Source organism: Agromyces tropicus, from assembly GCF_039531345.1.
Lineage (GTDB): Bacteria > Actinomycetota > Actinomycetes > Actinomycetales > Microbacteriaceae > Agromyces > Agromyces tropicus.
Genome location: NZ_BAAAPW010000001.1, coordinates 21,789 through 48,724, shown reverse-complemented (window position 1 = coordinate 48,724; position 26,936 = coordinate 21,789). Strand labels below are relative to the sequence as shown.

General features: G+C 65.0%; 27 protein-coding genes and 1 tRNA gene. 14 read left to right on the top strand and 14 right to left on the bottom strand.

All coding sequences use genetic code 11. The features are described from left to right. Positions 1 to 173 precede the first annotated feature (173 nt). From ABD230_RS00230 to ABD230_RS00195, 8 genes are all read right to left on the bottom strand, one after another. Positions 174 to 1,655, bottom strand: a complete 1,482-nt coding sequence (locus ABD230_RS00230; protein ID WP_344368624.1) for a UvrD-helicase domain-containing protein — start codon at positions 1,653 to 1,655, stop codon at positions 174 to 176. Then, positions 1,648 to 3,417 carry an ATP-dependent nuclease gene (locus ABD230_RS00225; protein ID WP_344368622.1) on the bottom strand — a complete coding sequence of 590 codons (1,770 nt, stop codon included), beginning with the start codon at positions 3,415 to 3,417 and terminating at the stop codon, positions 1,648 to 1,650. The genes ABD230_RS00230 and ABD230_RS00225 overlap by 8 nt, the downstream gene beginning before the upstream one ends. Next, entirely contained in the window at positions 3,414 to 4,583 is a 1,170-nt protein-coding gene (locus tag ABD230_RS00220; protein WP_344368621.1) for an AAA family ATPase, read from the bottom strand. The genes ABD230_RS00225 and ABD230_RS00220 overlap by 4 nt, the downstream gene beginning before the upstream one ends. Beyond that, positions 4,573 to 5,310, bottom strand: a complete 738-nt coding sequence (locus ABD230_RS00215; RefSeq protein ID WP_344368620.1) for a DUF6414 family protein — start codon at positions 5,308 to 5,310, stop codon at positions 4,573 to 4,575. Before ABD230_RS00215 ends, ABD230_RS00220 begins: the two co-directional genes overlap by 11 nt. A 35-nt stretch (positions 5,311 to 5,345) precedes the next feature. After that, the gene (locus ABD230_RS00210; RefSeq protein WP_344368619.1) at positions 5,346 to 8,447 is read right to left on the bottom strand and encodes a type I restriction endonuclease subunit R; all 3,102 of its coding nucleotides are present in this window, start codon (positions 8,445 to 8,447) and stop codon (positions 5,346 to 5,348) included. Continuing rightward, positions 8,444 to 9,616 carry a restriction endonuclease subunit S gene (locus tag ABD230_RS00205; protein ID WP_344368615.1) on the bottom strand — a complete coding sequence of 391 codons (1,173 nt, stop codon included), beginning with the start codon at positions 9,614 to 9,616 and terminating at the stop codon, positions 8,444 to 8,446. Before ABD230_RS00205 ends, ABD230_RS00210 begins: the two co-directional genes overlap by 4 nt. Further along, the gene (locus ABD230_RS00200; RefSeq protein WP_344368613.1) at positions 9,613 to 11,178 is read right to left on the bottom strand and encodes a type I restriction-modification system subunit M; all 1,566 of its coding nucleotides are present in this window, start codon (positions 11,176 to 11,178) and stop codon (positions 9,613 to 9,615) included. The genes ABD230_RS00205 and ABD230_RS00200 overlap by 4 nt, the downstream gene beginning before the upstream one ends. A 288-nt stretch (positions 11,179 to 11,466) precedes the next feature. Further along, a complete protein-coding gene (locus ABD230_RS00195) occupies positions 11,467 to 11,787 on the bottom strand; it encodes a ribbon-helix-helix domain-containing protein (protein ID WP_344370128.1) in 321 nt (106 codons plus the stop codon). Here ABD230_RS00195 and ABD230_RS00190 point away from each other — a divergent pair. Further along, positions 11,684 to 12,238, top strand: a complete 555-nt coding sequence (locus ABD230_RS00190; RefSeq protein ID WP_344368612.1) for a histone-like nucleoid-structuring protein Lsr2 — start codon at positions 11,684 to 11,686, stop codon at positions 12,236 to 12,238. The genes ABD230_RS00195 and ABD230_RS00190 overlap by 104 nt on opposite strands. A gap of 303 nt (positions 12,239 to 12,541) precedes the next feature. Here the strand turns inward: ABD230_RS00190 and ABD230_RS00185 are convergent, their stop codons facing one another. Next, on the bottom strand, positions 12,542 to 13,534 hold the full coding sequence (locus ABD230_RS00185) for a hypothetical protein (RefSeq protein ID WP_344368611.1): 993 nt from the start codon (positions 13,532 to 13,534) through the stop codon (positions 12,542 to 12,544). Positions 13,535 to 13,784: 250 nt separating this feature from the next. Here ABD230_RS00185 and ABD230_RS00180 point away from each other — a divergent pair, with 250 nt between their 5' ends. From ABD230_RS00180 to ABD230_RS00135, 10 genes are all read left to right on the top strand, one after another. Then, a complete protein-coding gene (locus tag ABD230_RS00180; protein ID WP_344368610.1) occupies positions 13,785 to 13,982 on the top strand; it encodes a hypothetical protein in 198 nt (65 codons plus the stop codon). A gap of 2 nt (positions 13,983 to 13,984) precedes the next feature. After that, positions 13,985 to 14,287 (top strand): hypothetical protein, encoded by a 303-nt coding sequence (locus tag ABD230_RS00175; RefSeq protein WP_344368609.1) that lies wholly within the window; start codon positions 13,985 to 13,987, stop codon positions 14,285 to 14,287. Next, on the top strand, positions 14,287 to 14,589 hold the full coding sequence (locus ABD230_RS00170) for a hypothetical protein (RefSeq protein WP_344368608.1): 303 nt from the start codon (positions 14,287 to 14,289) through the stop codon (positions 14,587 to 14,589). The genes ABD230_RS00175 and ABD230_RS00170 overlap by 1 nt, the downstream gene beginning before the upstream one ends. 194 nt (positions 14,590 to 14,783) lie before the next feature. Continuing rightward, complete coding sequence (locus ABD230_RS00165; protein ID WP_344368606.1) at positions 14,784 to 15,401, top strand: MT-A70 family methyltransferase; 618 nt, start codon at positions 14,784 to 14,786, stop codon at positions 15,399 to 15,401. Continuing rightward, positions 15,401 to 15,601 carry a hypothetical protein gene (locus tag ABD230_RS00160; RefSeq protein WP_344368605.1) on the top strand — a complete coding sequence of 67 codons (201 nt, stop codon included), beginning with the start codon at positions 15,401 to 15,403 and terminating at the stop codon, positions 15,599 to 15,601. Before ABD230_RS00165 ends, ABD230_RS00160 begins: the two co-directional genes overlap by 1 nt. A gap of 361 nt (positions 15,602 to 15,962) precedes the next feature. Beyond that, positions 15,963 to 18,113, top strand: a complete 2,151-nt coding sequence (locus ABD230_RS00155) for a type IV secretory system conjugative DNA transfer family protein (protein WP_344368604.1) — start codon at positions 15,963 to 15,965, stop codon at positions 18,111 to 18,113. Between the two features lie 178 nt (positions 18,114 to 18,291). After that, positions 18,292 to 19,113, top strand: coding sequence for a replication-relaxation family protein (locus ABD230_RS00150; RefSeq protein ID WP_344368603.1), 822 nt, complete (start codon positions 18,292 to 18,294; stop codon positions 19,111 to 19,113). Between the two features lie 17 nt (positions 19,114 to 19,130). Next, a complete protein-coding gene (locus tag ABD230_RS00145; protein ID WP_344368602.1) occupies positions 19,131 to 19,421 on the top strand; it encodes a hypothetical protein in 291 nt (96 codons plus the stop codon). Then, positions 19,418 to 20,227 (top strand): hypothetical protein, encoded by an 810-nt coding sequence (locus ABD230_RS00140; protein ID WP_344368601.1) that lies wholly within the window; start codon positions 19,418 to 19,420, stop codon positions 20,225 to 20,227. Before ABD230_RS00145 ends, ABD230_RS00140 begins: the two co-directional genes overlap by 4 nt. A 203-nt stretch (positions 20,228 to 20,430) precedes the next feature. Beyond that, complete coding sequence (locus ABD230_RS00135; RefSeq protein ID WP_344368600.1) at positions 20,431 to 22,380, top strand: recombinase family protein; 1,950 nt, start codon at positions 20,431 to 20,433, stop codon at positions 22,378 to 22,380. On the opposite strand, the gene ABD230_RS00130 is transcribed toward ABD230_RS00135, so the two are convergent. Beyond that, positions 22,343 to 22,419 (bottom strand) — tRNA-Pro (locus tag ABD230_RS00130). The two genes, ABD230_RS00135 and ABD230_RS00130, sit on opposite strands and share 38 nt — an antisense overlap. Before the next feature lie 83 nt (positions 22,420 to 22,502). Continuing rightward, on the bottom strand, positions 22,503 to 22,991 hold the full coding sequence (locus ABD230_RS00125; RefSeq protein WP_344368598.1) for a MarR family winged helix-turn-helix transcriptional regulator: 489 nt from the start codon (positions 22,989 to 22,991) through the stop codon (positions 22,503 to 22,505). Between the two features lie 71 nt (positions 22,992 to 23,062). On the opposite strand from ABD230_RS00125, the gene ABD230_RS00120 reads away from it, so the two are divergent. Both ABD230_RS00120 and ABD230_RS00115 read left to right on the top strand, forming a co-directional pair. Beyond that, positions 23,063 to 23,593, top strand: a complete 531-nt coding sequence (locus tag ABD230_RS00120) for a nitroreductase family deazaflavin-dependent oxidoreductase (protein WP_344368596.1) — start codon at positions 23,063 to 23,065, stop codon at positions 23,591 to 23,593. 9 nt (positions 23,594 to 23,602) lie between these two features. Next, a complete protein-coding gene (locus ABD230_RS00115; protein ID WP_344368594.1) occupies positions 23,603 to 24,226 on the top strand; it encodes a GNAT family N-acetyltransferase in 624 nt (207 codons plus the stop codon). Positions 24,227 to 24,284: 58 nt separating this feature from the next. Here the strand turns inward: ABD230_RS00115 and ABD230_RS00110 are convergent, their stop codons facing one another. Together ABD230_RS00110 and ABD230_RS00105 are read right to left on the bottom strand one after the other, a co-directional pair. Then, the gene (locus ABD230_RS00110) at positions 24,285 to 25,259 is read right to left on the bottom strand and encodes a CHAD domain-containing protein (RefSeq protein WP_344368593.1); all 975 of its coding nucleotides are present in this window, start codon (positions 25,257 to 25,259) and stop codon (positions 24,285 to 24,287) included. Positions 25,260 to 25,269: 10 nt separating this feature from the next. Beyond that, positions 25,270 to 25,752 (bottom strand): nitroreductase/quinone reductase family protein, encoded by a 483-nt coding sequence (locus ABD230_RS00105; RefSeq protein ID WP_344368592.1) that lies wholly within the window; start codon positions 25,750 to 25,752, stop codon positions 25,270 to 25,272. A 53-nt stretch (positions 25,753 to 25,805) separates the two neighbouring features. Between ABD230_RS00105 and ABD230_RS00100 the strand changes: the two genes are divergently transcribed. Beyond that, complete coding sequence (locus ABD230_RS00100) at positions 25,806 to 26,603, top strand: YqjF family protein (protein ID WP_344368590.1); 798 nt, start codon at positions 25,806 to 25,808, stop codon at positions 26,601 to 26,603. 56 nt (positions 26,604 to 26,659) lie between these two features. Here ABD230_RS00100 and ABD230_RS00095 read toward each other — a convergent pair whose 3' ends face one another. Beyond that, positions 26,660 to 26,896 carry a DUF167 domain-containing protein gene (locus ABD230_RS00095; RefSeq protein ID WP_344368589.1) on the bottom strand — a complete coding sequence of 79 codons (237 nt, stop codon included), beginning with the start codon at positions 26,894 to 26,896 and terminating at the stop codon, positions 26,660 to 26,662. Positions 26,897 to 26,936: the final 40 nt, after the last annotated feature.

Sequence of the window (26,936 nt, the reverse complement as noted above, 5' to 3'; positions counted from 1 at the left end):
CGACAGCTTCGGCGACGTCATGCCAACGTCAGCCGTTGAGATCCCCTCGGGCGTGGGCGTGTCGGTCACAGCAAGCGGGTCGCCAGTCGTTGAATCTCCCGACGGTGTTTTGTCTCCGCCGGCTTCGGAGTAGGAGTGCTAGCCGCGCGTATTCTCGACGATCCAGATCTCGATCAGGCTCGCGGACGATCGTTCTGAAGGCGAATGCGCATGGAGCCGCCGATCACTGTGACCGACTTGCGTGCCCTCGAAAGCGCGACGTAGAGGTGCCTAGGGTCGCGGAACTGAGAGAGGTCGGCGATTACGACGTGATCGTATTCGAGTCCCTTGACGAGAAGTGTTCTGGAGGCGATACGCGCATGGCTCTTGCGCCCTTGGCGCCGAAGACGTTCGCGGACACGTCCGAAGTTGTCGATGGCGGGTTCACCGTTCTCCGCCGACAACGCGATTGCAGCGAGGGTGTCAGCCCATGCTTCCCAGCGGTAGACCTTCACCTGGCTGATAGCCCGAACCTCGCGCGCAGCAGCTGCAAGTTGCTCATAGGTTGCGGTCGATCGGAGCTGCTCCAGCGCATTGACCACAGGTTGGATGCCGTCGCGGGAGAGCCCTGTCAGGGACTGGTTGCGCTCGAGCCGCTGCAGCACCGGATTGTTGAGGTCGCCGAGTCCGATGACGCACGCCTTCGCAAACTGAGCAAACCAGCGCGCTAGGCCCGGCTCTCCCGGGGCCGGCAGCGGAAGCACGGGGTGCTGCGGTGAGCTGCAGTTGCCGTTGATCTGGTCACGCATGAATCGACCGTTGATGTCTTCCATGACGGCGTAGCTGCCATTGAGTCGACTCGCATGTCCGGCGACCCGCCAGGCTGCGCCGTCAAGCAACAGTACGGTCTCACCGAAGTCCCTGAACGCATGGGCGACGGCGGCAACGCTGGTAGGGCTGGTGTCGGTGACGAGCGTGAGATGCGGCACGCTGTGCTCAGTGAAGTCGAAGTCCAGCCCATCGACCAGGTGCGACCTGACCTGGAGCAGCCATGTGCCAAGTGCCTCGTTGTGGCCTCTCCACCGCTGAGGTATTGGCTCTACTGCGAATGCAGGAAAGCTCGGCAAGACGTGAGCGTCCCATTCGGCCAACGCCCCAGTGAATCCGAAGATTGCCTGTAGCCGGTCGCCGAGGAGAACTGTCCTCGGGACGGCATCGGCTATCGCGGTAATGAAGGCGTGGTGGACGAGGGTGCAGTCCTGATACTCATCCACGAACACATAATCGAAGCTCGTAGCATGAACCTCAGCGATGGCTGTGGCCGCGGCGACTCGGGCCGCGCCCTCGACGTATTGGTCTGAGAGCGCCCAATCTGGGGTCTCCGCAACTACGATCCCTGCCAGGTGCGGGTAAGCTCGAACAAGCGAGAATGCCCAACTCGTGATGGTCTCGACCCTCGCCATCCCGGAGGGCACCCCAAACGATCGCAGCCTTTTGCGGATGGCATCTACCCCAGCATTAGTGTGGGTCAGCACGAGCGACCGCTTCGAGTCATCGGCCGCTGTCGCTACCGCCGCTGCGAGTAGATGTGTCTTACCCGTACCCGCGGGCATTTCCACTGAGGCGGGCGCGGCGGCAAGCAAACTGGCGGCGAGTGCCTTGAGAGCATCATCCATGGGCTGAGGGGTCACTTCCCACCTCGGTGTCCTCAGTCTCAATGGGCAAGGGCTGTGGATAGACGAAGGCGTATATGTCGTCGAGTCGCCGCACGACCTCGCGGAGTGCAGTCCGCGTCCGGTATTGCATGATCCACTCGCCGAGCGCTCGTCCGTCGTCAACCTCCTTGAACCATTTCCTCTTGTTGGCTGCAACGGCAATCCGGTCTCGCGCCTCATCAAGTGTCGTGCCCGCACTGATCCAGGTCTGCACATCGAGCGAAGTGATGGGGTTGGCCGAGTCGATTGACGTGAGGTCATCGAGTACGGTGCTTTCGGCTGCACGGCGTTCGACGCCGAGCTCAACAAACTTGGTGAGCCCATTTGCGTTGAGATTGGCGCAGATCTGCGACTCGATGTTGTGCCCGGTGTCCCACCGGACAATCGTGACGCCTGTGGACTCCGCAGCCTCGACAGCCGCGTCCACGCTGCGATCTTCGTTGTCCATGAACCCAGCCACGGCATAGCCCAGGGCCGAGAGCGCCGCAGCACGACGCGGAACCTCGGAACCTCCCTGGCCGTCCTGCACTGCGACCCCTTCGCCGGCCGATGTCGACCGGCCGTCAGCGATGCGCTCCGTGTCCCACGCATCGAGGCAGGCCATCAGTAGCCCGTGTTCCGTCTTGCCCTCCGCAACGATAACCCGGCGAGCCAACAGCGACGATGGACGCGAACGACGTACCCGTTGCAGTTCCTCCGAGGCACCCGCAAGCGAAGTAATCGTGACGACTCCATCGTGCGACTGCACGGTCGCCAAGTTCGCGATCTGCGCTTGCTCCACGACGACCGGTGAGTGAGTGGTGACCACGACTTGCGAGTAGTCGTCGTCTGCCAAGAGGTAGTTCAGAAGCCGAACTGCCCGATGTGGTTCGAGCCCATCCTCGATCTCATCGACTACCGCCACTGCACGACTCCCCGCGGCGAGCTGCTGGATGGCGAGACTTGCGAGACGACGGCTGCCGAGCCCAAAGCTGGTCAGCGGCACGACGTCCTCATAGAGCGCTAGGCCGGCACCCATCGACGATCGCGAGGTGTCCAAGCCTGGCTTGATATCCGTGAACTGCCCGCCGCCAATCGAATTGGCGCGTGCCTGCACCTGCGCGGCAAGCTCGGTGAGGGACGCGCTTTCGTGGCTCGCCAATGCCTGCTGTGCCGCCCTCGATGCCGCCGACAGAGCCTGGCGGTCACCGCCGTCCCGGACGGACATTCGTCCCAAGGCAGACGTCCGCGTCCAGCGCAGTTGTGTGTCGTTACGGTCATCAACCTTGAACGTCGAGAAGTGGTGACGCTGCGAGGAAGTCAGTACCTGCGACTGTCCATCGACGCGTTCGACTGTCCACTTCGGTTCGAGCGTCTCATCGACAGTCAAGCACGCGATCATAGCGGGGGTGTGGTCGTCCTCCGGGTCTTGATGCAGAACCCCCTCCGCGTCCAGGCCGCTGAGCCAGAGACCGAAGGCGTTCTCCTTGCGAAGCGCATCCGGAATGTCAACGAGCACCGCCTTGACAACGATCGGGCTGGATACGTCGACGCCATAGAAGTCGGTGTCAGAGACCGGGATGTTCCATCGGTCTCCGAGCAGATAGTGGATCGCCTCGAGGATCGTAGATTTGCCGCTATCGCCCGGGCCAACCAGAACGATGAGCCGCTGGTCCGAGGGCAGAGCCCAGTCCAGGGACTTGATGCCCCGGAAGTTCTTGATCTCCAGCCGCCTGACCCTCATGCTTCGTGCTCCTTGTCGCCGGAGGCTGTGACGTCGGCCAGTGCCTCTTCGTTGAGTACCGCGCGCACGAGCACCAGGGCGATAACTTCGTCGATTAGCTTGCCGAGCTTGCGCACGTTGCCAGACTTGTCAGCGAGCGGGTACAGCATGGTCTTGACGTCGTCGGGGTCCAGCCGATTCTGCTCATCAGGCGCGAGCTTGGCGAAGCGGTTGTCGACGAGTCGGTTGATGACCTGCTGGAGTTCATTCTTGGACAGCGGCTTGAACCGAACCAGGGAGTCGAACCGGGAGTACAGGGCGTCACCGAGTGCCTGTCGGATCTCGTCTTCGGTGCCGTAGTTCGAGGTGCAGAGGATCAGTGACGGGCCGACCTGGACACTGTAGTTCTTGTCCTCGAAGACCCCGCTGTCAAAGAGCTGGTAGAAGGCGCTATGGAAGACGGAGTTCGCTTTGTCAAACTCGTCGATCAAGATCACGCCAGACTCGCGATCGAGCAGGTCGCGTGCGAAAGAGTCCTCGGAGTGCGTCCCGCCGAAGAGATACGACGCGAACTTCTCGTTATGGAACATCGAAAACTGCTTGCGCAGGAGCGTGCCGCCGAGCAGCCCGTTGACGAACTGGGCGGTCTCGGTCTTGCCGACACCTGACGGTCCGTAGAACATCAGGACGACCGGCTTGGTTCGTCGGCCGGTGGTCAGCGAGTAGAGCGCAGCAAGCAGCGACTCCTTGACAGCCGTCTGCCCGACTAGATGGTCGGCAAAGCCATCGCGGAATCGGATGAGCGTATCCCGCGTCACCGTCGGATAGGAGTACCGCTTCACCTGTGTCGAGAACTCCCGCTCGAGTTGCGTGTGGATGTGTGCGGGCGGGTTATGCAGGACGAGCTGCTCAGGATCGATCGAGCGAATCAGGCCAACGAAGTTCATGATCGCGTGCTCCTGCACGCTCGCATAGTCCGCAGACTCGGCAACAATCCGCTTCGGCCGCGCCTCGAACTCCTCGGCTTCAGGAATCGGCTGGCCCTCAACCGTGTGAGTAATGCGCCGCTTCGCTTCGTCTCGCTCGCTCACGATGTCGAGCAGATACTCGCCCTTCTTCGCGCCAAGTTGCGAGTGGAGCCAGGACAGCGGGCCGTAGTAGATGGTGACTTTGGTGTCACCCGACATGCTCAACTCCTGCCAGGATGACGTCGTAGACGTCTAGTAGGTCGTCATCCTCCGCGAGCTTGCCATCGACAAGTTCGGCGGCCGTCACCGGGCCGCCGGCCGAACCGCCAGACATCTCTGCCTGCATACCGAGCGCACGCTCGGAAGTCCGCCCGACGAGAACTCCGTGGAACACAAGGCGCATCCGCCCGAGGTCGGCGAGTCCGTAGTTGTTGCGAAACGCCCTGAGATTGAATCGCAGCACGCGTTTGGCGCCGTCAGCGCTTTCGCCAAGCAGCTCGTAGTACCCCTTCGCACCTACGAGCACCTCATCCATCCGCGCCAGATCGACGGGGATGTCATCCATCTTCAGCATGACCATGTAGGGCGTGAACATCTTCATGAACGCCATCGAGTCCTTGGGCGCTGTCACCCGAAGATCTCGAAGCTGGGCTACCCGAGGATCTTCATCTGCCTTTGCCAAGTAGTCGGTCAGAATCGTGTTCGACAGCGTCTTGCTGAGTATGCTCTTGCCTGCGGCTGACGCCCCGGCCCCGGAACTCAGTTCGCCTGACGCACCGAGGAATGGCAGCCAGCTCAGCTTTGCCATCAAGCCCGCCTCAACCTTGGCGTGCGTCTCCTTCGACCGCTCTTGAACCTGCTCGCTCGTGGAAGCTGTCTTTCCGCCAGCGGAGATGTCCAGATAGTCCGACGCAGACTCCTCATCGAAGTAGACGATCTTGATCATGGACGCATTCGCAGCGTCGTTGCTCGCACCCGCCATCAGTCGTCTCCTCCTGCGATCAACCCAAAGAACCGCTCGAAGAACCCCCCGAGCTTCTCAATCACGCGCTGCTTCTTCTCACCGTGGCCGCCGTCCGCAGCGAAGCGAGACGCAGGCGGAAGTACCTTGGTGATCGCAGTGCCGGTGGTGCGAAGCGCTCCGTCGCGGAACGCGATCTCGATGAATGCGCGAGTGGCGTCCGCCCGGAGTCGTTCGTCCTCGATGATCGCTTCGAGTTCGGCTTCGCGCTTGGCGGCGATAAAGGCCCGCCACTCCTCGTCGATGGCGCCGTCGACCGAGACGGAGTCGACGAAGGCTTCGATGAGGTCCTTCTTGTTGCGCAGGGTCGGGCTGGCGTCGACGGCCCGGGAGATATCGGCACGGATCTCCTTGTCGTCGCCGTCACCGTGCTGGCTCCGGTACTTCTGGACAAGCATCAGGATGTAGTCGACGTTGATCTCTACCTGCTTGATCAGCTCGATCTCGAACACGACGTCGTCGTTGATGAGTTCCTTGTCGGCGTCCTTGTCCTTGCGGAACTCGGCATACAGATCGAGGTAGACGCTGCGGTAGTCCTGCCCCTGACGCTCCGTGAGAATCTCATGCCCGGCGAAGTCGTCGAAGGAGGTGAGGATGTTCTCGAGCCGGAGGATCTGCCCGAGGAGTTGGATGAACTCCTTCTGCGCAGCCTCTCCGATGATCTGCTGGCCGAGCGGGAATGACGCTAGGAGTTCTTCGACCTTCTCGGAGTACTCGCCGTAATAGTCACCGTACGGCTTGAGCAGGACGACGCCGCGGGCGTCCTTGTTGCCGAACAGTTCGAGGGCGGCGTTGGTCTCCTCTTCGAGGTCGCGGAAGGCGACGATGTTGCCGTACGTCTTGACCGAGTTGAGGATGCGGTTGGTGCGCGAGTACGCCTGGATCAGGCCGTGCGCCCGCAGGTTCTTGTCGACGAAGAGCGTGTTGAGCGTCGTGGCGTCGAAGCCGGTGAGGAACATGTTGACCACGATGACGAGGTCGAGTTCTCGGTTCTTCAGCCGCTGCGAGAGGTCCTTGTAGTAGTTCTGGAACTTGTCAGCGCTGGTGTCGTAGCTGGTGCCGAAGATGTCGTTGTAGTCCTGGATCGCATCTTCAAGGAAGCTGCGCGCGTCCGTGCTCAGCGCATCGGTGTCGAAGGCCTCGTCGTCGAGGATGCCGTCGTCGCTGGCGTCATTTGCACCGTAGGAGTAGATCAGGCCGATCTTCAGGCGGCGGTCGGCAGGGAGCGCTTCCTGCTGGATCTGGAAGTGGTTGTAGTAGCGACGCGCGGCATCGATGGAGGCGGTCGCGAAGATGGCGTTGAAGCCGCGCACCCGCTTGCGCTCACGCAGAGCCTCGGCCTGGCGCCGGGCACGGGTCAACTCGGCAACGTTGGTCACGACGGAGTGCTCGTAGCTCGAGGAGCGCTTGGTCTTCTGATCGAAGTGCTCCAGTGTGTACTGCACGATCTGGCTGATGCGCTCCGGGGCCAGTATTGCCTTCTCGGTGTCGATGGCCGACACCTGCTTGTCGATGATGGTGCCGACCTTGACGGTGTTGACGTAGTCGATCCGGAACGGCAGCACGTTCTTGTCGGTGATCGCATCCACGATCGTGTAGGTGTGGAGCTTCTCGCCGAACGCCTGCTCCGTGGTTTTGAGTTGCGGGTTGCCGCCCGTGCCGGCGTTGACTGCGAAGATCGGGGTGCCGGTGAAGCCGAACAGGTTGTAGCGCCTGAAGGCGCGGGTGATGTCGGTGTGCATGTCCCCGAACTGCGAGCGGTGGCACTCGTCGAAGATGATCACGACATGGTCTTTCGTAATCGCGTGCGCCTTGTTTGCCTTGATGAACGTCGAGAGCTTCTGGATCGTCGTGATGATGATCCGCGCGTTCGGATCCTCGAGCTGCTTCTTCAACACCGCCGTTGACGTGTTCGAGTTGGCCGCGCCCTTCTCGAACCGGTCGTACTCGCGCATTGTCTGGTAGTCGAGATCCTTGCGGTCGACGACGAAGAGCACCTTGTCGACGCTCGGGAGCTTCGACGCCAACTGCGCCGTCTTGAAGCTCGTCAGAGTCTTGCCCGAGCCGGTCGTATGCCAGACGTAGCCACCTCCGGCAACGGTCCCGAGTTGCTTGTAGTTGGTGGCGATGTCGATGCGCTGCAGGATCCGCTCGGTCGCGACGATCTGATACGGGCGCATCACGAGCAGGAGGCGGTCGGCGGTGAGCACGCAGAAGCGGGTGAGGATGTTCAGCAGCGTGTGCTTGGCGAAGAAGGTCTTCGCGAATGAAGTCAGGTCGGTGATCGGCTTGTTCTGCGCGTCCGCCCACCACGATGTGAACTCGAAGGAGTTCGAGGTCTTGCGCCCCTTGGTCTGCTTCCTACCCTCGCTGATGTGCTGGGTACGGGTGGTGTTTGAGTAGTACTTGGTCAGCGTGCCGTTGCTGATCACGAACAGCTGCACGTACTCGAACAGACCAGAGCCGGCCCAGAAGCTGTCGCGCTGGTAGCGGTTGATCTGATTAAAAGCCTCGCGGATATCGACGCCGCGGCGCTTGAGCTCGATGTGCACCATCGGCAGCCCGTTGACGAGCACTGTCACGTCGTAGCGGTTCGCGTACTTCGCGCCGCCTTCGCCCTGGCCGATCTCGTACTGGTTGATGACCTGGAGGCGGTTGTTGTGGATGTTCTGCTTGTCCAGTAGCGTGATGTTCTTTGTCGACCCGTCGTCACGCTTCAGGAGCTGGACGTGGTCCTCCTGGACGCGCACAGTCTTCTCAACAAGGCCGTCGTTCTTGCCGGCGATCTTGGTGTCGAAGAAGTCGGTCCATTCCTTGTCGGAGAAGGTGATGTGGTTCAGCGCCTCAAGCTGGGCGCGCAGATTCGCGACCAGCTGCACCTCCGAGGTGACAGCGAGGTACTCATAAGCCTGCGATTCGAGGAGGCAGATCAGTTCCTGCTCCAGCGTGGCCTCCGACTGGTACGCCGCCGAGGCGTAGGTGTCAGGGATGTACTCCGCGACAACTGTGGACTCAGCAGAGATGGCGATCGGATCGTACTTGCGAGGAAGAGACTCACTCATGCGGCGGCCTCCCCGATAGCGAGGAGCTTGTCGCGGTAGAAGGCGTACTGCTTACGGCGGGCAGTGATCTCCGCAGGTAGACCGACACTCAGATCGTTGACAAGGGTGTCGAACTTGTCGAGAAGCGCCACGATGCGCTGCTTCTCTTCGATAGGCGGGTTTGGCACAGGGATCCGATTGAGGTTCGCTTTATTCAGCTTGGGCTGCGCAGCACCGGAAACGAACGGAGCCAGATCGATTGAGTTGAGGTAGATCTCGACAAAACGGCGCTCAGCGTACGTCTCAAACTCGAGAACGTGCGCGTGGTTGTTGACCCACGTCTTGCCCGTGATCGAGAAGGCGATTGGGGTCGAGCGCGCAAGGAGGTTCGCGCCGTCCTCGGAAACCAACAGATAGTCACCATCGAAGATGTAGCCGCTCACGTAGTCGACGACACCGGAGGCGCCGTAGTACGGGATGTCTCCGGAGGTTCGCGCGCCCTTGGTCACCGGCTTCCGACGACTATCGAGATTCCTGGCCAAGTCTCCGAGCGCCCCGAGCGGCGTCTCCACCCCAAGATCGAGGAGTTCGCGCCGGTAGTGGACGTACTGGTTCCGTCGAGCTTCCAGCTCCGCTTCCAGCTCCGCTTCCAGCCGGGTGAACTTATCTAAGATTCCCGCTATCTCGCGCTGCACCTCGATAGGCGGCACGGGGATTCGGATCTTGGCGAGTGCATCGCCGGAGACACGGCGAACCTTCGTGCCCGTGATGTGTCGAGCCTTCTGGTCCTGGAACATGGTCGAACCGAAGAAATACGCGACGTACTTGGGATCGAGCTCGTGGCGGTAGATGTATGCATCGCCGCTCACTGCCGCTTCGGATTCCCCGAGCCAAGCGGTTGCCTTGGCGACTGCGGCATCATCCTCGCTCGTTGTCGCAATGACGAGATCGCCATGCTTCGCGCGGCGCAGCCTCCCTGCGTACTCCGGATCGGTGAAGGACTTGGTCGTATCCGCCCACACTCCGTAGTGGGTGTGCACCTGTCCGTAGTGGATAGCAGGTGCACCCTCGTCAGTGAGGTCAGACTTCTGCAAGCCGTTCCCGCGGACGAACTGCCCGACATCGCCCAGGGTCTTGATCTCGACCCCCTCGGGCGCGAGTTCGGCGATCAGTTCGTCTACACGGCTCACTTGGAGCCCTCCAGGTCCGCGACGATCTCGTCGATCGAGACGCGCAGCTCAGCCTGTCTCGCAACGATCTCGGCAATCTCCGCGTTGAGCGCTGTGATGTCGACTGCCTCGCGGGTGTCTTCCTTGTCGACGTACGACGAGACGGAAATGTTGTAGTCGTTGGCTGCGATGTCCTCGTTCGGGACGAGCGTCGCGAAGTGCTCCTCGTCCTCCCGCACGCCGAGCGCCATCAGAATGTTCTGCTGGTTGTCCGGCGAGAGCTTGTTCTTGTTGCCGACGCGCTTGAATTCGTCCGACGCATTGATGAAGAGCACCGAGTTGTCGGTTTTGGACTTCTTGAGCACGATGATGCAGGTGGCGATGGTGGTGCCGAAGAACAGATCCGGCGGTAGCTGGATCACGGCATCTACGTAGTTGTTGTCGATCAGGTACTTGCGGATCTTCTGCTCCGCTCCCCCGCGGTAAAGCACGCCAGGGAACTCAACGATGGCGGCCGTACCGTTCACGGCGAGCCAGTTCAGGATGTGCATCGTGAAGGCGAGGTCGGCCTTCGACTTCGGCGCAAGCACACCGGCCGGTGCGAAGCGCTCGTCGTTGATGAGGAGCGGGTTAGCGTCACCCTCCCACCTGATCGAGTAGGGCGGATTGGAAACGATCGCCTCGAACGGCTCGTCGTCCCAGTGCTGCGGGTCGAGCAGGGTGTCGCCGTGCGCGATGTCGAACTTCTCATAGTTGACGTCGTGCAGGAACATGTTGATCCGTGCAAGGTTGTACGTCGTCAGATTTATCTCCTGACCAAAGAACCCGCCAACGTTCTCGCGACCGAGCACCTTCGCGAACTTGAGCAACAGCGAACCGGATCCGGCGGCCGGGTCGTAGACCTTGTTGACCCGCTTCTTGCCCATGACCGTGATGCGGGCGAGCACCTCAGAGACCTCCTGCGGGGTGTAGTACTCACCACCGGACTTACCGGCCTGCGAGGCGTACATCTGCATCAGGTACTCGTAGGCGTCACCGAAAAGGTCGATCGAGTTGTCTTCGAAGTTGCCGAGCGGCAGGTCGCCGATTGCATCAAGCAACTTGACGAGCTTCTCGTTGCGCTTGGCGACGGAGTTGCCGAGCTTCGAGCTGTTCACGTCGAGGTCGTCGAAGAGGCCCTTCAGGTCGTCCTCGCTGTCTGCCCCGACCGCTGAGCCTTCGATGTTCTTGAAGACCCGCTCGAGGGTCTCGTTGAGGTTCTCGTCCTTAGACGCTCGCCCGCGCACGTTCCGGAAAAGCTCCGAGGGTAGAACGTAGAAACCCTTCTCGGCCACCGTCTCCTTGCGCCCGAACTCGGCCTGGGCGTCGGGGAGGTGAGCGTAGTCAAAGTCGGACTCGCCAGCCTCGTGCTCGCCCTTGTTGATATACGCGGTCAGGTTCTCCGAGATAAAACGGTAGAACAGCATGCCGAGCACGTAGCTCTTGAAGTCCCAGCCGTCAACCGACCCACGTAGGTCATTCGCGATTCGCCAGATGGTCTTGTGCAGCTCAGCGCGCTGTCCTTCTTTGGTGGTCGGTGCCATGTATTCGTCTCCTGGCGCTCCAGCGCGCGATTAAGTTGTGCTCGGGATGCATCTACAAGGTATCGGTGCCCACCGACGTCCTGGAGGTGCCGCGCCCCGAACGGGGCAGCAACTGATGCAGCCGGGAGCATGAACGCGCTACAACCGGAGCTGCTATCTGCTCTGAATTATTGCATAATCAGGTGTTTTAGTGAAGCGCACCTGTCGAAGCACGTAGAAGGCGGCGACCGCGCCGGACGAGAAACGCGAGGTTCTCGTCCGGGCAGTCACCGCAGTTGCCTGAGTCATTCAGGCGGATGCCGGAGGCTTGCGCGGTGTTTTTGCACCGCTCGTGCTGCCGAAGATGGCCTCGATCGCGTTCTGCTTGGTCTTCGCTTCGCGCTCGATCTCGGCTCGCACCGCCTCGGCCCTGGCGAGGACCTTGGGGTCGGACTTGCTGGTCCGCACCCAGGCCTCGAGGGCGATTCGGATCTCTTCGGTAACGCTGCGGTCGTTGAGCTGGGCGATGACGTCCAACTGCGCTCGCAGGTCGTCGGTCATGCGCACAGCCAAGGTGCGCACCGGACTGGGTGCTGCCGGAAGGCCGGCGGCGGGGGTGTTCTCACTCATGGTGAGCCTCCTCATCGGGAGCGGCCGACGAATCCTGACTGGACTCTTCTTGGGAAGCCGCTTGCCAACGGGGAGCGAGCACGATTATGGACCGATAAGAACGGGCGTCAATCTTCTCATCGCTATGTTGCGAATACTACGACAGCCGCCGCCAAGGCGAATCAGTCGGTACCCGCTAGGCTTCCGGCTGTCGCACATTGAACAGGAAGGCGGGCCACCTTTGGCCAAGAGGACGATCGTCACGTTGGTGGACGACATTGACGGAAGCGAAGCGGCCGAAACGGTCTCCTTTAGCGTCGAGGGGGTCGACTACGAGATCGATCTCTCGGCCGCTAATGCCACTGCCCTCAGAAACGTGCTCCAACCCTTTGCCGCAGCGGCGCGCCGCACGAATCGACGGAAGGCGGCCCGTCGTACCGGCACGGCGAGACAGCCCAAGACCCGCTCATAGCTTGCCGACGAGCCGGCCCCGCGGACCAATGAGGTCGTGATTGTACTCAGCCGGGGAGCAGCGCTCGATGCTCCGGCTGAGTGCAACTGAAGCCTGATGTTTAGTGACGACCCGAGTGGCCGCCACCGTGATCGTTGTCGCTGTCGTTGCCGCTGTCACTGCCAGGAGCATCCGATCCCTCGTGGCCGGTGTCCATGTCGCTACCTCCGCCCGGCCCAAAGGCCATCAGGCGTGGATTCTTCCAGTCCCTCACGTTGGTCCCCCTTCGTCGCTTGGGGCGATCCTAAGTGAGACCAGCCTCGCTCACCAGAGGATGCGCAACCCGCTGGCACGGCCGATCAGCGGCTTCTGCCACGTCTGGGCGGCGACACCATCGACTACCCGTAGCGTGCCACTTCGCACAGCCAGCGCTCTGAGATCGTTGATCCGAGCATTTGCGAAGGTTTCGACTGTTCGCGCGGCGAGGCCTTCACCGAACCGCACCGAGATCGCCAGTTCATCCACCTGGAAGTCAGGGGCCACGTAGAGGAGCGTGTCGTCTCCTGGCTCTCCGATGTCGCCGAGCTCAAGCTGCTGTTCTCTGAGGATGGAAATGGTGCGCATATCTCCCGCCTTCATTGGAGCAAACTTGACCACAATATCCATCCGAGTACCCGGATTCCCGTCAATCTGATCCGCGCGACTGTTTTCAATCCCGAGTTGTCCGTCGGTCATAAGGGAATATGCGGGGTCCGGTCCACTCGACCAGTGAAATGCGGCCATCGTCCGGAATTCCGAGAGCCCGTCCTCCGTGGCCTCGATTACCCTTTCGTATGTGGTTCTCATCGGCCCGAAGCCCTTGCCGCCAGGCAGTACATATCTGCGCTCGTATCGAATGACGCGATAACTGGCGTAACTGTTTCTTGCTGGGGCTACTTCTTCGCGTCTATTCCACCAAGTCTGCGCAATTGTTGCCAGAACTAACCCCTGGTGTGCAGGTTTTCGCGCGACGTCCCAGTTGGAGACGCCACGAAGCTTGACAAACGCGTGGTGACGCTCGACGAGCGACCGCCCCCTCGCCGCCCCCAGCGCTAGCAGCTGCTCAGCTTGATCCCGCAGCTGCCGTTGTTCGTCAGGAATGCTCTTAACGGCGTCGGCGATCTCCACGGCAGGTACGGGATCGTGTCGGCGGTCGCCGTCGACATCCGACGTTACCCAGAGAAGCCCCTGAGCATCAGCGGTCCCGTCGAGACCGTATCGAACAGCAGCCTGAAGGGCAGCCTGTAACGCCACCAAGAGAGGGTTATTCGTATCCACGTTCGCAACTCACTTTCTGACGCGGATTATGAGGCATCAGGTGTGTCAGGGCAAGGCTGCGTCCCGATTTGTCCCGACAAGACCGCAAGAATCCGACTCGTCCAACCTTCTCCGGAGAATATGCAGTCCGAGCCTTTCGCGCGCGCAATTTGCTTCCGACAATGAGATTGCGAGATGGCCCAGCGCGGCAACGCTGGGCCATCGAGGCCACAACTCAATACCCGCTACGGCCAAGTAGAAGGAGATTCCAGTGACCAACAAGACGGTAACGCATGCCCACACGAACCGCTACGCCTTCCCGGTTTATGAGAAGGGGGTTCGGGTCGGTGAACTCGTCGTCGAGGCGGGCAATCACATGATCGCGAGCGTCAAGGCGAACCGTCGACTGTCCGACGGCCAGCAGATCATCTGCGCGGTCCCTCGACTGCTTGACGAGGAGCAGGAGTGATCATGAACACCGAACTGACCCCGTTCCCGGGACCCTTGAACGGTCATAACCTCGGTGCTCTCTCGCTCGGAGCCCAACGCCAGACCCGCCGCGAGGTCGAGCGCGTGCAGTCCCGCGCGGTCGTCGCCAAGCTCGTCGAGGACGGGCGCGCGCTGCTCACGCACACCGCGCTCGAGCACGTCGGCGCCCTGACCGCGCTCGAGCAGCACCTCATCACGGTCGCGCCGCTCGGCGAGGCCCGCTACCGGGAGATCGTCGACAGCTACACGCTCGGCGCCTCCGCGGCGATCCGGCGGTGGGGCTGATGCTGCTCGGCATTCTCGCCCTCATCGGCATTGCGGCCTGGGTCGCCGTCGCGGTCGTCGCGTACGTCGGTTACGGGCTATGGAAGGGAGGTGAGTGGCTCGTGATCGGGATCATCCGCCGCCGTCGGGCGCGTATCGCGCGGATCGAGGCCGAGCTCGACCGAACGCAGGACGAGCTCCGCGCGACCGTGCTGCAGTTGGCGAACGCGCTCGGAATGGAGGCGCACGAGGCCCGCAAGGCGCTCATCCGCGAGTCGTATCTCGCCTCCGGGCACGTCCCGAGCGAGTCCTCGGACTCGTGACCTCGGGGCGGTGGGGCAGCTGCACCTGTGGGAGTGGTAGCTGCTTCACCGCCCCGTTCTCGTCTTCCGCTCGTTGCGGTTTTCGCAACGACGGCGACCGGAATATTGACGACCCGCGCCGATGGGCGCATAACCAGTCCTCGCTACGCCCGCCGGGGTCTCCCGTGCGGGACGAGAGGAAGGAGTTCTTTGACATGACCAACCACACCCCGGGCGCCACGCAGGCGGCCCCGAACGCGAAACGGTACGCCGTGATCTACGCCGACCCGCCCTGGGACATCGCCCAGGCCGGCGACCGCGGTGCGATCCACCACTACGACCTGATGACCCTCGACCGCATCAAGCAGCTGCCGGTCGCGGACCTCGCTGCGGACAACGCGACGCTGCTGCTGTGGACGACGAACGCAGCACTGCCGGGCGCGCTCGAGGTCATGAAGGCGTGGGGCTTCACCTACAAGACGAACGCGGTCTGGGACAAGTACTACATGGGCCTCGGCAACTACTTCCGCGGCACCCACGAGATCCTGCTGCATGGCGTCCGCGGCAAGGCGCCGTTCAAGTTCCGCGGGCAGCGCTCGACGCTGCTATTTCCGCGGCAGGCGCACAGTCAGAAACCCGAAGAGATGATCCCGCTCATCGAGCGGGTCCTCGACGGCCCCTACCTCGAGCTCTTCGCACGGCAGCGCCCGAACAGCCACGCGGACTGGTCGGTGTGGGGCAACGAGATCGAGTCCGACATCACGATCCCGGGCTACCCCGTGACGAGCGACTTCACCCGAACCAGCACGGCCGCAGGGGTTGGTGATGACTGATGGCCGACGAGACGCCCACCCCTACGCCACAGCGCTTCTTCCATGCCTGCTTGCTCATTCTCGGCGGCATCGTCGCACTATCGCTCGCGCTGGAGCTGCTGGCGCAGTTCTGGGGCTGGCTGGTGCTCATCGCGGGAATCGCACTCGTCATCTGGGCCGCGGTCGTGGGAGTGCGGCACTGGCGCGAACACCGGTGGTGAGCATGAGCACGTTCGCCTCTGTCGAGTCGTTGCGGAATAGACAACACTGCCTCATTCCGCTTGACAACTCTCGCGTCCAAGTTCATAACAAGCGCCAATCAGGTGGGCGACCCCCTTCACCCGTCTCGTCCGAGGAGCGAAACGAACCCTTCAGAAGGGAGGCCCACCATGAGCAATCGTCGTAGCCGTCGCGTGCATCGTATGCGTCGCGACCGGCACGTACACGTCGCCCCGGACCACGGGGAGGACGAACGATTCACCCCGATCGGACGGTTCCTGACCGTTCAAGGCCTGGAGCAGGCACGACTCGAAGTCGAAGCCCGCGCAGAGGCTGACGGCCGCGCAAACGAGGAGGACGATCATGCCTGAGCCATTCGTCTTCACCCGCCTCTACCTGCCACGCCCACTGAACCCGTCAACGGTCACGGCACTCATCACGCGCCTCGCAGGAAGCGACGTGTCGCGCCCGCTCGTGTTCGAAGTGCAGGCCACGACCGACGGGGTTGCACCCTTGCTCGGCTGCACCCCAACAGCCGTTCACCCGCTGAAGCGCCTGCTCGCGGGCATGGTGCCGGGGATCCGGTTTGGGGCCGCCACGCGGGCTCCTGTGGCCGCTGTCAGCCGAGTTTTGGCCCGCCCGAGCGGCCTGCCGCTGGCCGAGGTCGATCCGGAGGAACTGGTCGGGGCGGTCTACCAAGCCTTCGCCTCACGTCGTGGTGAGGAAGTCATCGCGCTGCAGCTTCTGATCGGCAGATCGCACCGCCCAGCGCAACTGATAACCGCGCCGCTCGATCCGCTCCAGCCGCTCGGCTCCCGACTCCTCGACGGTGCCCGCCCCGCACCGACTGACGTCAAGCACCGCATGGCAAGCCACGCCTCCCAGGCCCGCCTCGACACCGTCCTCCGCATCGGGATTGCTGCCAAGACTTCCAAGCGTTGCCACGCCCTGACCTGGGAGCTCTTCGGGGCACTGCAGTCGCTCGAGAGCCCTGGCGTCAGGTTCTCCCTCCTGCACGACACCGTCGCCAGGTGGATAGCCGGTACCGCCGGCGTCGGCGCACGGCTGTGTCTCGGCGTCGCTGAGCTCGTGCCGCTGCTGGGCTGGCCGCTCGGCGAACGGGACTATCCCGGTGTGCCGGGCGTCCATCCGCGGATGCTGCCGGTGCCGGAGATCGTGAGCAACAGCGAAGCCGTCTTCGCGGTCGGCACCGCCTCCGGCCCCGAGCGCCTCGTCGGGATCGACCCGCAGAGCCGCCTCCAGCATCTCGTGGCCGTCGGCCCGACCGGCTCCGGAAAATCAACGCTGCTGGAGCATCTGATCCTGTCCGACATACGAGCAGGGCGGGCCTGCTGCGTGATCGAGCCGAAGGCGCAGCTCATTGACCGGATTCTCGACACAGCGCCCGCCGAGGCAGCGGACCGCATCGTTGTCCTCGATGCCACCGAGACGGACGCCACGGTCGGGTTCAACCCGCTCGACGTCGGCGACCGCGATCCGGACATCGTGGTCGACGGGATCCTCGCCGCCCTAGGCGCCCTCTTCCAGGATGGATGGGGTCCGCGCACCGAGTACCTCATCCAGGGCGCGCTGCTCTCCCTCGCCAGGGCAGGGCAGACCCGCCCGGAGCCATACACGCTAATCGACCTGCCGCGGCTCCTCACCGATGCCGCGTTCCGTCGTCCGGTCATCGCGGCTGTACAGGACGACCCGACGCTGGCAGCCTTCTGGGCCGAGTTCGAAGAGATGCGCCCCGGCCAGCGGGCTGCCGCCATCGCGGCCCCGCTTAACAAGCTCCGCAAAATCGTCATGCGAAAGCCGCTCGTCGCCGTCCTCGGACAACCGAAACCACGGTTCCGGCTCCGCGACATCTTCCAAGAGAAGAAGATCGTGCTCGTCCCGCTCAACGACGGACTCCTCGGCACGGGAGCGTCGCGACTACTCGGCAGCCTCATCGTCGCCGAACTCTGGATGGCCACCCTCGAACGAGCCCGCGAGAAGGCACCCATGAAGCACCCGGGCATGGTCTTCATCGACGAGGTGCAGAACTATCTCCACCTGCCGACGCCAATCTCAGATGTCCTCGCGACCTCACGCTCTTACGGGGTCGCCTTGCACCTCGCGCACCAGTACCGCGACCAGCTGCCGCCCGGACTGCGATCGGCGCTCGACGTCAATGCTCGCTCCAAGATCTGCTTCGCTCTGCAACCAGACGATGCGCGCGACTTGGCCCGGCAAGCTCCGCAGCTCGCCGCCGACGACTTCCAGACCCTGCCGAGGTATGAGATCTATGCGCACCTCCTCGCGGGCGGCACTCCTGCAGGATGGTGCTCCGCGCGCACCCTGCCGCCCGCACCGATCGTTGGCGCAGGAGCGCTCATCCGAGAAACCAGCCGGGAACACTACGGCGCACGCAAGCCTCTCGTCGACACACCCGCCACCGGCCAAGCCAGCTCGTTCCAACCAGGAGCGGGCACCGCGCGGCACTCCCACCAGAAGGCGAGGCGGTCATGACAACAGACGTTCAACGACTCGACCTCCTGCCTGACCGTTCCGACCGGTGTTCCGCTCGGCCTTCCAGTCACGACGAACACCCACCGCCACTGTTGGCCGTGTTCTGGCCGCTTCCGGCCGTTCCGGGATGGGACTCCCGCTGCATAGCAGCGGACAGCGCCGCTCAGGAGGCGACACCATGAACGCTCAGGCCACTCGCGATCTCGGCCCGCATCTCACCGAGCGTGACATCCGCATCCTTGAGGACCTCGAGCAGTTCCGGCTGCTCACCACTCGCCAGCTCCAGCGCCTTCATCTGCCCGCACGACCGTTCGGCGATCACGCAACAGCGAGCGCAGCAACCCGAGGCACGAGCCGCATCCTGAACCGCCTCGAGGGACTCGGCGCAGTCGCACGGCTGGAACGTCGCATCGGCGGGATCAAGCACGGTTCCGCCCTGACCATTTGGCACCTCGGTGCGGCCGGCGAACGGTACCTGCGAGCCAGGCGCGGCGACCCGACCCGTCGGCGCTACACCGAACCGAGCCTCTCGTTCACTGCGCACACCCTCGCCGTCGCCGACATCGCCGTCATGCTGAGGGAGCAGGTGAGCATCGATAGCTTCGAACTCCTGGACCTCGAGGTTGAATCCGCCTGCTGGCGAACCTTCAACAGCACCGGCACGGACGCCATCACACTGAGGCCCGACCTACTGGTCGTCACCGCTGACACCGAAACCGAGACGCACTCATTCGTCGAAGTCGATCTCGGAACCGAGCACACCAATGCGGTGCTGCGGAAGTGCCGCACCTACCAGCAGTACCAGCGCACGGGCACCGAGCAGACCACCCGCGGACTCTTCCCGGCCGTCGTCTGGATCATCCCGACCAGGAAGCGGGCAGTAGCGCTTCGCGACGCCATACGCGCGGAGCGCACGCTCGACCCGGACCTGTTCTGGGTCATCACCCCCGACGCCATGCTGCGTCACCTCGCGCCCTACAACGCGACCGTCACCACCTAACCGAAAGGAGGAAAGACATGAACTCATCAACCATCACCGCTGCGCCGGACGAAACCGACCGCGCACGCCAACTCATCGAGATCGGCCTCGCCATGGATCCCGAAGCCCGAAGCGAAACCGTCGCCCGGCTCATCGCCGCGAGCCTCCACGAAGGCTCCGGCACCACCCTGGAGCACTTCGCTTCCACCGGTGCCCTCGACGCCCAAGCCGCAATCGACGAACTCAACCACCTCGAAGTGCCGTTCGAGCGGGAGGGCTGGGTCGACGCCCTCGGACGCTACGTACTCGCTGAGAGGAGCCGATCATGAATGAGCACGAACCCAACCTCCCAGTCGGTCCTGAATCGGAGCCGGAGTCCGGCGAACTCGTGATTCGCGAGGCCACTCTCGAAGAGCGCATCGAGGCGGGCATCACCGAGGCCGCCGAACAGAAGAGCGAGCTCAAGTTCGATACCGCACGCGACATCGCTGAAGCGCTCAGCCGGGCCACCGGGGGCGACAGCGTCCTGGCCCGTTTCGCCGACAGCGGCACGGGCAGCTACCTCGCGCTCCGCGAGGAGTACCTCAGCCTCTACAACGATCCCGGCACGCCACCCGAAGCGAAACGGTGGATCCACTGGTTCGGCACCTTCCTGGTGGCCCGCGAAGGCACCAGCACGGGGCGACAATTCATGAATGAGCAGCTTGACCCTGAGCTCGCGCGCACCCTCCTCCGCACCAAGCTCCCGGTCTCAGACGGTGAGCAGTATGCATCCGTCCCGGCAACGCTTAACGCGCGCGACCTCATCGCACTCGCCGCGCGGCTCGAAGCCCTCGATGAATACCAAGAGCCCAGCTTTCGCGCCTTCCTCACGCTGCCCGACGTGAACGCTGCCGATCCGAACCTGCTCGAATCCTTCCGCGAGAGCTACGTCGCCAGCTACAACTACGTCGAAGACGCCGTTCGCGACCTCGCCGAACTTGCGCCGCTCGAGGCCGACCTTCGCGCCATCGCATCGGACCACGGCCTTCCCGAAGCCGCGATCACCCTTGACTACGAGCTGACTCAGGACCACGTCCGGGAGGTCTACGACATCGTCGCCGAAGGATGGCAGGTCCATGTCTTCAGCAAATGAGTCAGGCAAGGCACGACAGCGCGGTCGACCGCGGGCCATCAGGCTGATCAAGATCGTCGCCGTCTGGAAGGCACGACCGGACCCCCGACGGCTCGCAAAAGTGCTGCGCGGGCTTGCGCCGTATCGCGACGCGCCCTCACCTCTCGGTACAGGGAGCCAGGAGATGCCCAAGCAGAGTCCCACGGTTGAAGAGGTGACCTGCCATGACGAACCATGATGAGCGAGGTAAAAACTACATCCGTCGCGCGACACCGGCGGAAGCCGCTGAAGGTGCCGTGGAAGCCGCCGAAGGGCTGGACTTCGGGGCCATGACGAGCGTTAATCCGGAGGACCTAACCGAAGGAGGACTGCTCATGAGCCCACAGATGGATGAAACAACAACCGAAGCGCCGCTACTGACGTCGGTCGCCGGACTTGAACACCTCTTCCGGGACGATGAAGCGATCGACGAGGTTGGCCGAGGCGGTGCCGCGGTCTCATACCTGCGCGTCTCAACGACCCGGCAACTGAACACTGCCGCCGACCTCGAAGCGGACGGCAACAGCATTGCGACGCAGCGCGAGTGGGCGACCAAGAAGGCGAAGGAACTTCACGCGCCGATCGTGCGCGAGTTCGTCGAACCCGGCCAGTCGGCGCAGACCATCGACAAGCGACCCGAATTCAAGAAGCTCCTGCGGTTCATCGACAGCAACCCCGAAGTGAAGTACGTCGTGATCTACATGCGCTCCCGCGTCTTCCGAAACCACCTCGATGCTGCCGTCACGAAGCGGCACCTGCGAGAGAAGGGCGTGACCCTCGTTTCCGCGAAGGAGAACTTCGGCGACGGCTACATGGGCGACGCGATGGAAGCCATCACCGACGTCGTCAACGAGCTGCAAGTCCGCATGAGCGGCGAGGATATCCGCATCAAGATGGCCCACAAGGTCGAACGTGGCGGAAGCGTCGGGCGCGCCAAGCTCGGCTACCTCAACGTCCGGAAGGACTACGGCGGGCGCCTCGTCAACACCATCGACGTCGATCCCGTTCGCGCGCCCATAATCGTGTGGGCATTCGAGCAGTACGCCACGAACCAATTCTCGGTGACGCAGCTCCAGATGATGCTGGAGGACCAGGGACTGACGACTCGCGCATCGGGAAGGAGGACCGCTCGTCCGCTGTCGAGCAGCCAACTCGCCGTGATCCTGCGCGATCCGTACTACACGGGCGTCATGCGCTACAAGGGACGCCTGTACGCGGGACGACACCAGCCACTCATCTCCAAAGAGCTGTTCCTCAGCGTTCAAGCCATCCTCGACGGCCGCAACCGGAAGGGCGACCGTGACCGGATTCATTTCCACTATCTGCGCGGCATTCTGTACTGCGCCGAATGCGCCGACGCCGGCCGCAATAGCCGGCTGGTCTACAGCCAGAACAAGGGGAACGGCGGCACCTATGAGTACTACGTCTGCACGGCCAAGCAGCGCGGGCTCTGTTCGATGAGCACCGTGCGCCTGGACGACGTCGAAGCAGAAGTCGAGCGCGTTGTCGCTGCAGAACGATTCGACAGCGAAGACCTCGCCGCCATTCGCGACGAAGTTCGCCGCGCGCTCGCAGATCTTCAAGCCGCCGACCAAGACGAGAGAGAAGCGCTTGGCAAGCAGCTGCGAAAACTCGAGGCGCAGGAAGAACGGCTAATCGACCTCGCCGCCGACGGCACGCTAGCCATCGACAGACTCCGCCAGCGCCTCGAAGCCGTCACGCTCCAGAAAGGACTCGTTTCCGAGAGGCTCACGACAACCGTGGAGCGTATCCAACGAGGCGTCGAGCAAGCGTTCGCACACGTCGATCTCCTCGATGACCCCGGCGCGCTCTACCAGCGACTCCCGGACAACGTTCGCCGTGACCTTCTCGGAGCCTTCTTCAAACGCCTCCTCGTGCGCGTTACCAACGGTGACCTCGACATCGCGACCGAACGAACCGAAGTCAACGCCGCCCTCCACGACTGGAACGCACACCACCGCCCCGCCGTCGTGGCACACGCGCCCAGCAAAGTGAAGAGAGCCTCCCGCAATGCGGAAGGCTCTCATTCGTTACCAAACAGGGTCATTCAATCCAAAGGTTTGAATAAGCCTGCAATGGTCGGGCTGACAGGATTTGAACCTGCGACCCCTTGACCCCCAGTCAAGTGCGCTACCAAGCTGCGCCACAGCCCGATGCCCCCGGCTCCGGAGGCAACTCGTCAATCATAGCGGGTTCCGGAGGGGTGCTCGTGCACGCTGCGGGTGCGCGGGCTGCGTCAGGCGTGCACCGCGGGCCCGCTCGCCTGGCGCGCCGCGGTGCGGCCGGCGTCCGCCGCCTCGGCGAGCAGCCGCATCCGCTCGGCGATCGCGTCGATGCCGCGCACGAACGCGGCGCGGTCCTCGGGTGCGACGGCGAGCAGGAGCACGGAGGTGAGTTCGGCGTGGTCGCGCTCCATCTCGCGCATGAGCCCGTCGGCGTCGTCGGTGAGCGTGACGAGCACGGCGCGCCGGTCGGCCGGGTGCGGCGCCCGGGTGACGTAGCCGGATGCCTCGAGCGCGTCGACCAGGCCGGTGACGTTGCGCGGGCTCACCTGCAGCCGCGCGGCGAGCGCCTGCTGCGTCGACGGCCCCGTGCGGGCGAGCTGCCACAGCAACCGCATGCGCGCCGTGCTGAGCGAGCTTCCGGCGAATTCGTGCTCCAGGTCGCGCTCGAGGAGGTCCGCGATCTCGAGGATGCGGTCGAGCGGGGAGGGTTGGCCGGGCACATCGTGATGCTACTTCACGATTCCCGCGATTCACGGTCGGCTCGCCGCCGCTGCGTCCCTAGGCTGGCGGCATGGCGATGAAGAAGCCCGGACCCGTGCTCGCCTGGTTCTACCACGCGCCCTCGGCGCTGTATCGAGCACGGCTCGGCCGGCTGATGGGCGGCCGGTTCCTGATGCTCACCGCGTTCGGCCGCTCGAGCGGGATCGAGCGGGCGACGGTGCTCGAGGTGGTGCGCCGCGAGGTTCCGGCATCCGGTCCCCCGACGCTCTGGGTCGTGGCGAGCCGCGGAGCGCGCACCGACTGGTACCGGAACGCGGTCGCGCATCCCCGGGTGCGGGTCGACTGGCGGTCGCAGCGCTTCGCCGCCGACGCGATCGACCTCGACGAGGACGAACGGGTCGAGCTCCTGGCCGACTACCAGCGGCGGTACCCGAAGGCGGCGGCGATGCTCGGCAGGGCCGCCCTGGGCGAGGCGTTCACGTCCGATCCGGACGACCTGCGCGTGCTCGCCGAGGATCTCCGGGCGCTGCGCCTGGAGCCGACGGGCGCCGGCGCGGAGCAGACCCCGACGGACGGCGGCGATGTCGCCGGCGCGCGGTAGCGTCGCCGCATGACCGAGACCTCCGATCGCACCGAGGTGGGTGCGGCCACCCTCCGGATCGTCGCCGCGAACACCGCCCCGTTCGCCGACGTCGAGGCCGTCTTCGGCACGCGCGGCGACCCCGCGACCTGCTGGTGCCAGTGGTACAAGCTCCGCGGCGCGAGCTTCGACGAGGCGACGGCCGACGAGCTGCGTGGGCGACTCGCCGACCAACTCGCCGCTCCAGGGCCGGGGCCGGGCCTGCTCGCCTACGACGGCGACACCCCGGTCGGGTGGTGCGCGGTCGAGCCGCGGAGCGAGCTTCCGCGACTGCCGTTCAGCCAGGTCGCCTCGGTCTCCCCCGAGGACGACTTCGACGACGCCGAGGTCTGGGCGGTCTCGTGCTTCGTCGTGCCGCGCGCGTTCCGGCGACGCGGCGTCGGTGCGGCCCTCGCCGCTGCCGCCGTCGACACCGCGCGCGAGCACGGCGCCCGTGTGCTCGAGGCCTACGCCGTCGATCCGACCGCGCGCTCCAAGCCGCCGGCCGCCGACCTGTTTCCCGGCACGGTCTCGATGTTCGAGGCGGTGGGGTTCGTCGAGGTCGCCCGGCCGAAGCCCCACCGCGTCGTCATGCAGCGCGACCTCACCCGCTGATCACGCCGATCGCGCGGAGCAGGCCGAGCACGCCGACGACGGTGGCGGCGCCCAGCGCTCAGCGTGCGCGCCAGGCCTTCGTCGCCGCCCTGAGCTCGGCGACGGCGTCGTCCAGGTCGGCGAGGTGCTCGTCGGCACGTCGGTCGGCGGCCACGGCCAGCGCCTCGAACGCGGCCGAGGGAGCCCCGGCGTGCGCGGCATGGGCGCCCGCGCGTCGCACGTGCTCCGCGAAGAGCATCTCGTCGCGATGGTCGCCGAGCACGTCGTGGAGTGCCTCTCCCGCCTCGGCGAGTCTCGTCGCCGCCGATCCGAATCGCGCGACGGGCTCGTCCACGACCGACTCGGCGGCGTAGCGGAGCCGCCGCCCGGCCTTCCGCACCTCGTGCAGGGCCGCGACATCGCCGTCGCCCCGGAGGCGCTTCGTCCGCTTCACCGCCCGGCGCGCCTCGTGCTCGACGAGCTCGCCGAGCACCTCGCGCGCCGGACCCGAGGCGCGCGGCGTGAATGCGGGCGCGTCGAGGAACGTCGCCAGCGCCTCGCGACGGCCCGTGGCCCGTGGCATCCGCTGCCGTTCCACGAACCGCGCGTGCGCGAGGCGGTGCGCCTCGACCTCGTCGTCGACGAGCCGCTCGCGCACCGCTGCGGCCTGCTCGGGCACCGCGACGACGTCGCGGTGCGGGTCGTGCTCCTCCGCCACGTCGAGCGCCCGTTCGGCGACCTGGATCCGCACCTCGATGTCGCGCACCGTGCCCAGCTCGCGGCCGAACTCGCCGAACCGTCGGCGCAGCGCCAGCGTCGCCGACGGGTCGAACAGCGGACCGAACGCCGCGAGCAGGCTCCGCAGGCGTCGCACGTGCGTGCGCAGCTGGTGCACGGCGTCCGGCTCGTCCGCCTCGGCCTCCGGCTCGAGCTCCGCCATCCGGTCGGCGATGGCGCGGATCGCCGCGAGTGCTGCCGCTCCGGCATCCGCGTCCGCCGCGGCCCGCCCGTCCAACGGGTCGGCCGATGCGCCCGAGGGCCCGGAATCGGACATGCGGCCCATGCTAGGCGGCCGACGACGAACGGCCCGGGACATCCGGCCCGCCCCGGGGCTCGCAGATCACGATCGGGATCTCCCGTCGGGTGCGCTCCTGGTAGTGCGCGTAGCCGGAGTAGACGGCCGTCACGCGCGGCCACAGCGCGGCCCGCTCGTCGCGCGTCGCGGTGCGCGCGCGCATCCGCCGCGTGCCGTCCCGCAGTTCCACCACGACGTCCGGGTCCGCGTCGAGGTTCAGGTACCACGCCGGATGGTGGTCGGCGCCGCCCTTCGAAGCGACGAGCACCACGCGGCCGGGCTCGATGATCGGCGCCGACAGGATTGCCGACCGCGGCCGTCCGGAGCGTCGCCCGGTCGTGTGCAGCTCGACCGTGGTCATGCCGCCGATCCGCCAGCCCAGCCGACCGCGGGTCATCCGGATCACCCACCGGTGGAGGCCGGAGAGCCGCGCGAGCCAGCGATCGCCCAGGATCCCGCCGTCGGAGGCCATGGTGCGAGCGTACGCCCGTGACAACCGCCCGGCAGTGCCGCGAGGATGGGGACGTGCACGGCAACCCGACCCTTCCCCCACCACTGCCCGGGCGTCGCGCGGTCGAGCAGCACTGGCGCGACGTGCTCTTCCTCCACTGGCGGGTCGATCCCGGTCTGGTCGAGCCGCACCTGCCGCCGGGCACCCGCCCGGACGTCATCGGCGGCGACACGTGGGTCGGGCTCATCCCGTTCGTGCTCGCCGACACGCGCTTCCCGCCGCTGCCGGCCATGCCGCGGCTCGGCACGTTCGTCGAGGTCAACGTCCGGCTGTACTCGCGTGACGAGCGGGGCCGCCACGGCGTGGTGTTCCGCACCCTCGAGGCGGGCCGCCTGCTGCCCGTCCTCGCGGCCCGCGCGGGCTGGGGACTGCCGTACCACTGGGCGCGATCGAGCGTGACGAGGCGAGTGGATGCCGGCGGGCTCGAGCTCGACTTCCGGAGCCGTCGGCACGGCCTCGGCGGCCCGTCGACCCGCATCCGCGCGCGTCTCGGGGCGCCGGTCCCGCCCGACGCGCCCGACGCGGAGCTCGTCGGTTTCCTCACGGCGCGATGGGGATACCACGAACGCCACCTGGGGCGCACCTGGTGGGCGCGCAACACGCACGAGCCCTGGCCGCTGCAGCGGGCGGAGCTGCTCGAACTCGACGACGAGCTGCTCGCCGCGAGCGGCTTCCCCGACCTCGCCGGGCGCGCGCCGGACTCGGTGCTCGCGTCGTCCGGCGTCCGCACCGCGTTCAGCCGTCCGCGGGCGCTCGCCGCCCCCGCGTGGCGCTGGGCTCCCGTCCGGGCGGGCGGGCCGGTCCCCGCCTGACCACGCGCGGGCGACGACGGCCCGCGAGCGACCTCGGCGTCAGGGCGACCCGGGTCTCAGGCGCCGTCGATGCGCACGCGCTTGATCCGCGCGGCATGCCCGCGGAGGATCTCGACGTCGCCGCGCCGCACGCCGTAGTGGTCGGCGAGCGCGGCGACGACGCCGGCATTGGCGGCCCCGTCGACCGCGCGCTCGCGCACGTGGACCGTCACGGATGCCGCGGGGTCGTCGGGAGTCGCCTCGACGAGCGGTCCGCGCCGACTGCCGGGCTTGACCCGGACGGTCAGTTCCACGACCGCGCCGTCCGTGCGCGGCCGCGCCGCGGCATCCACT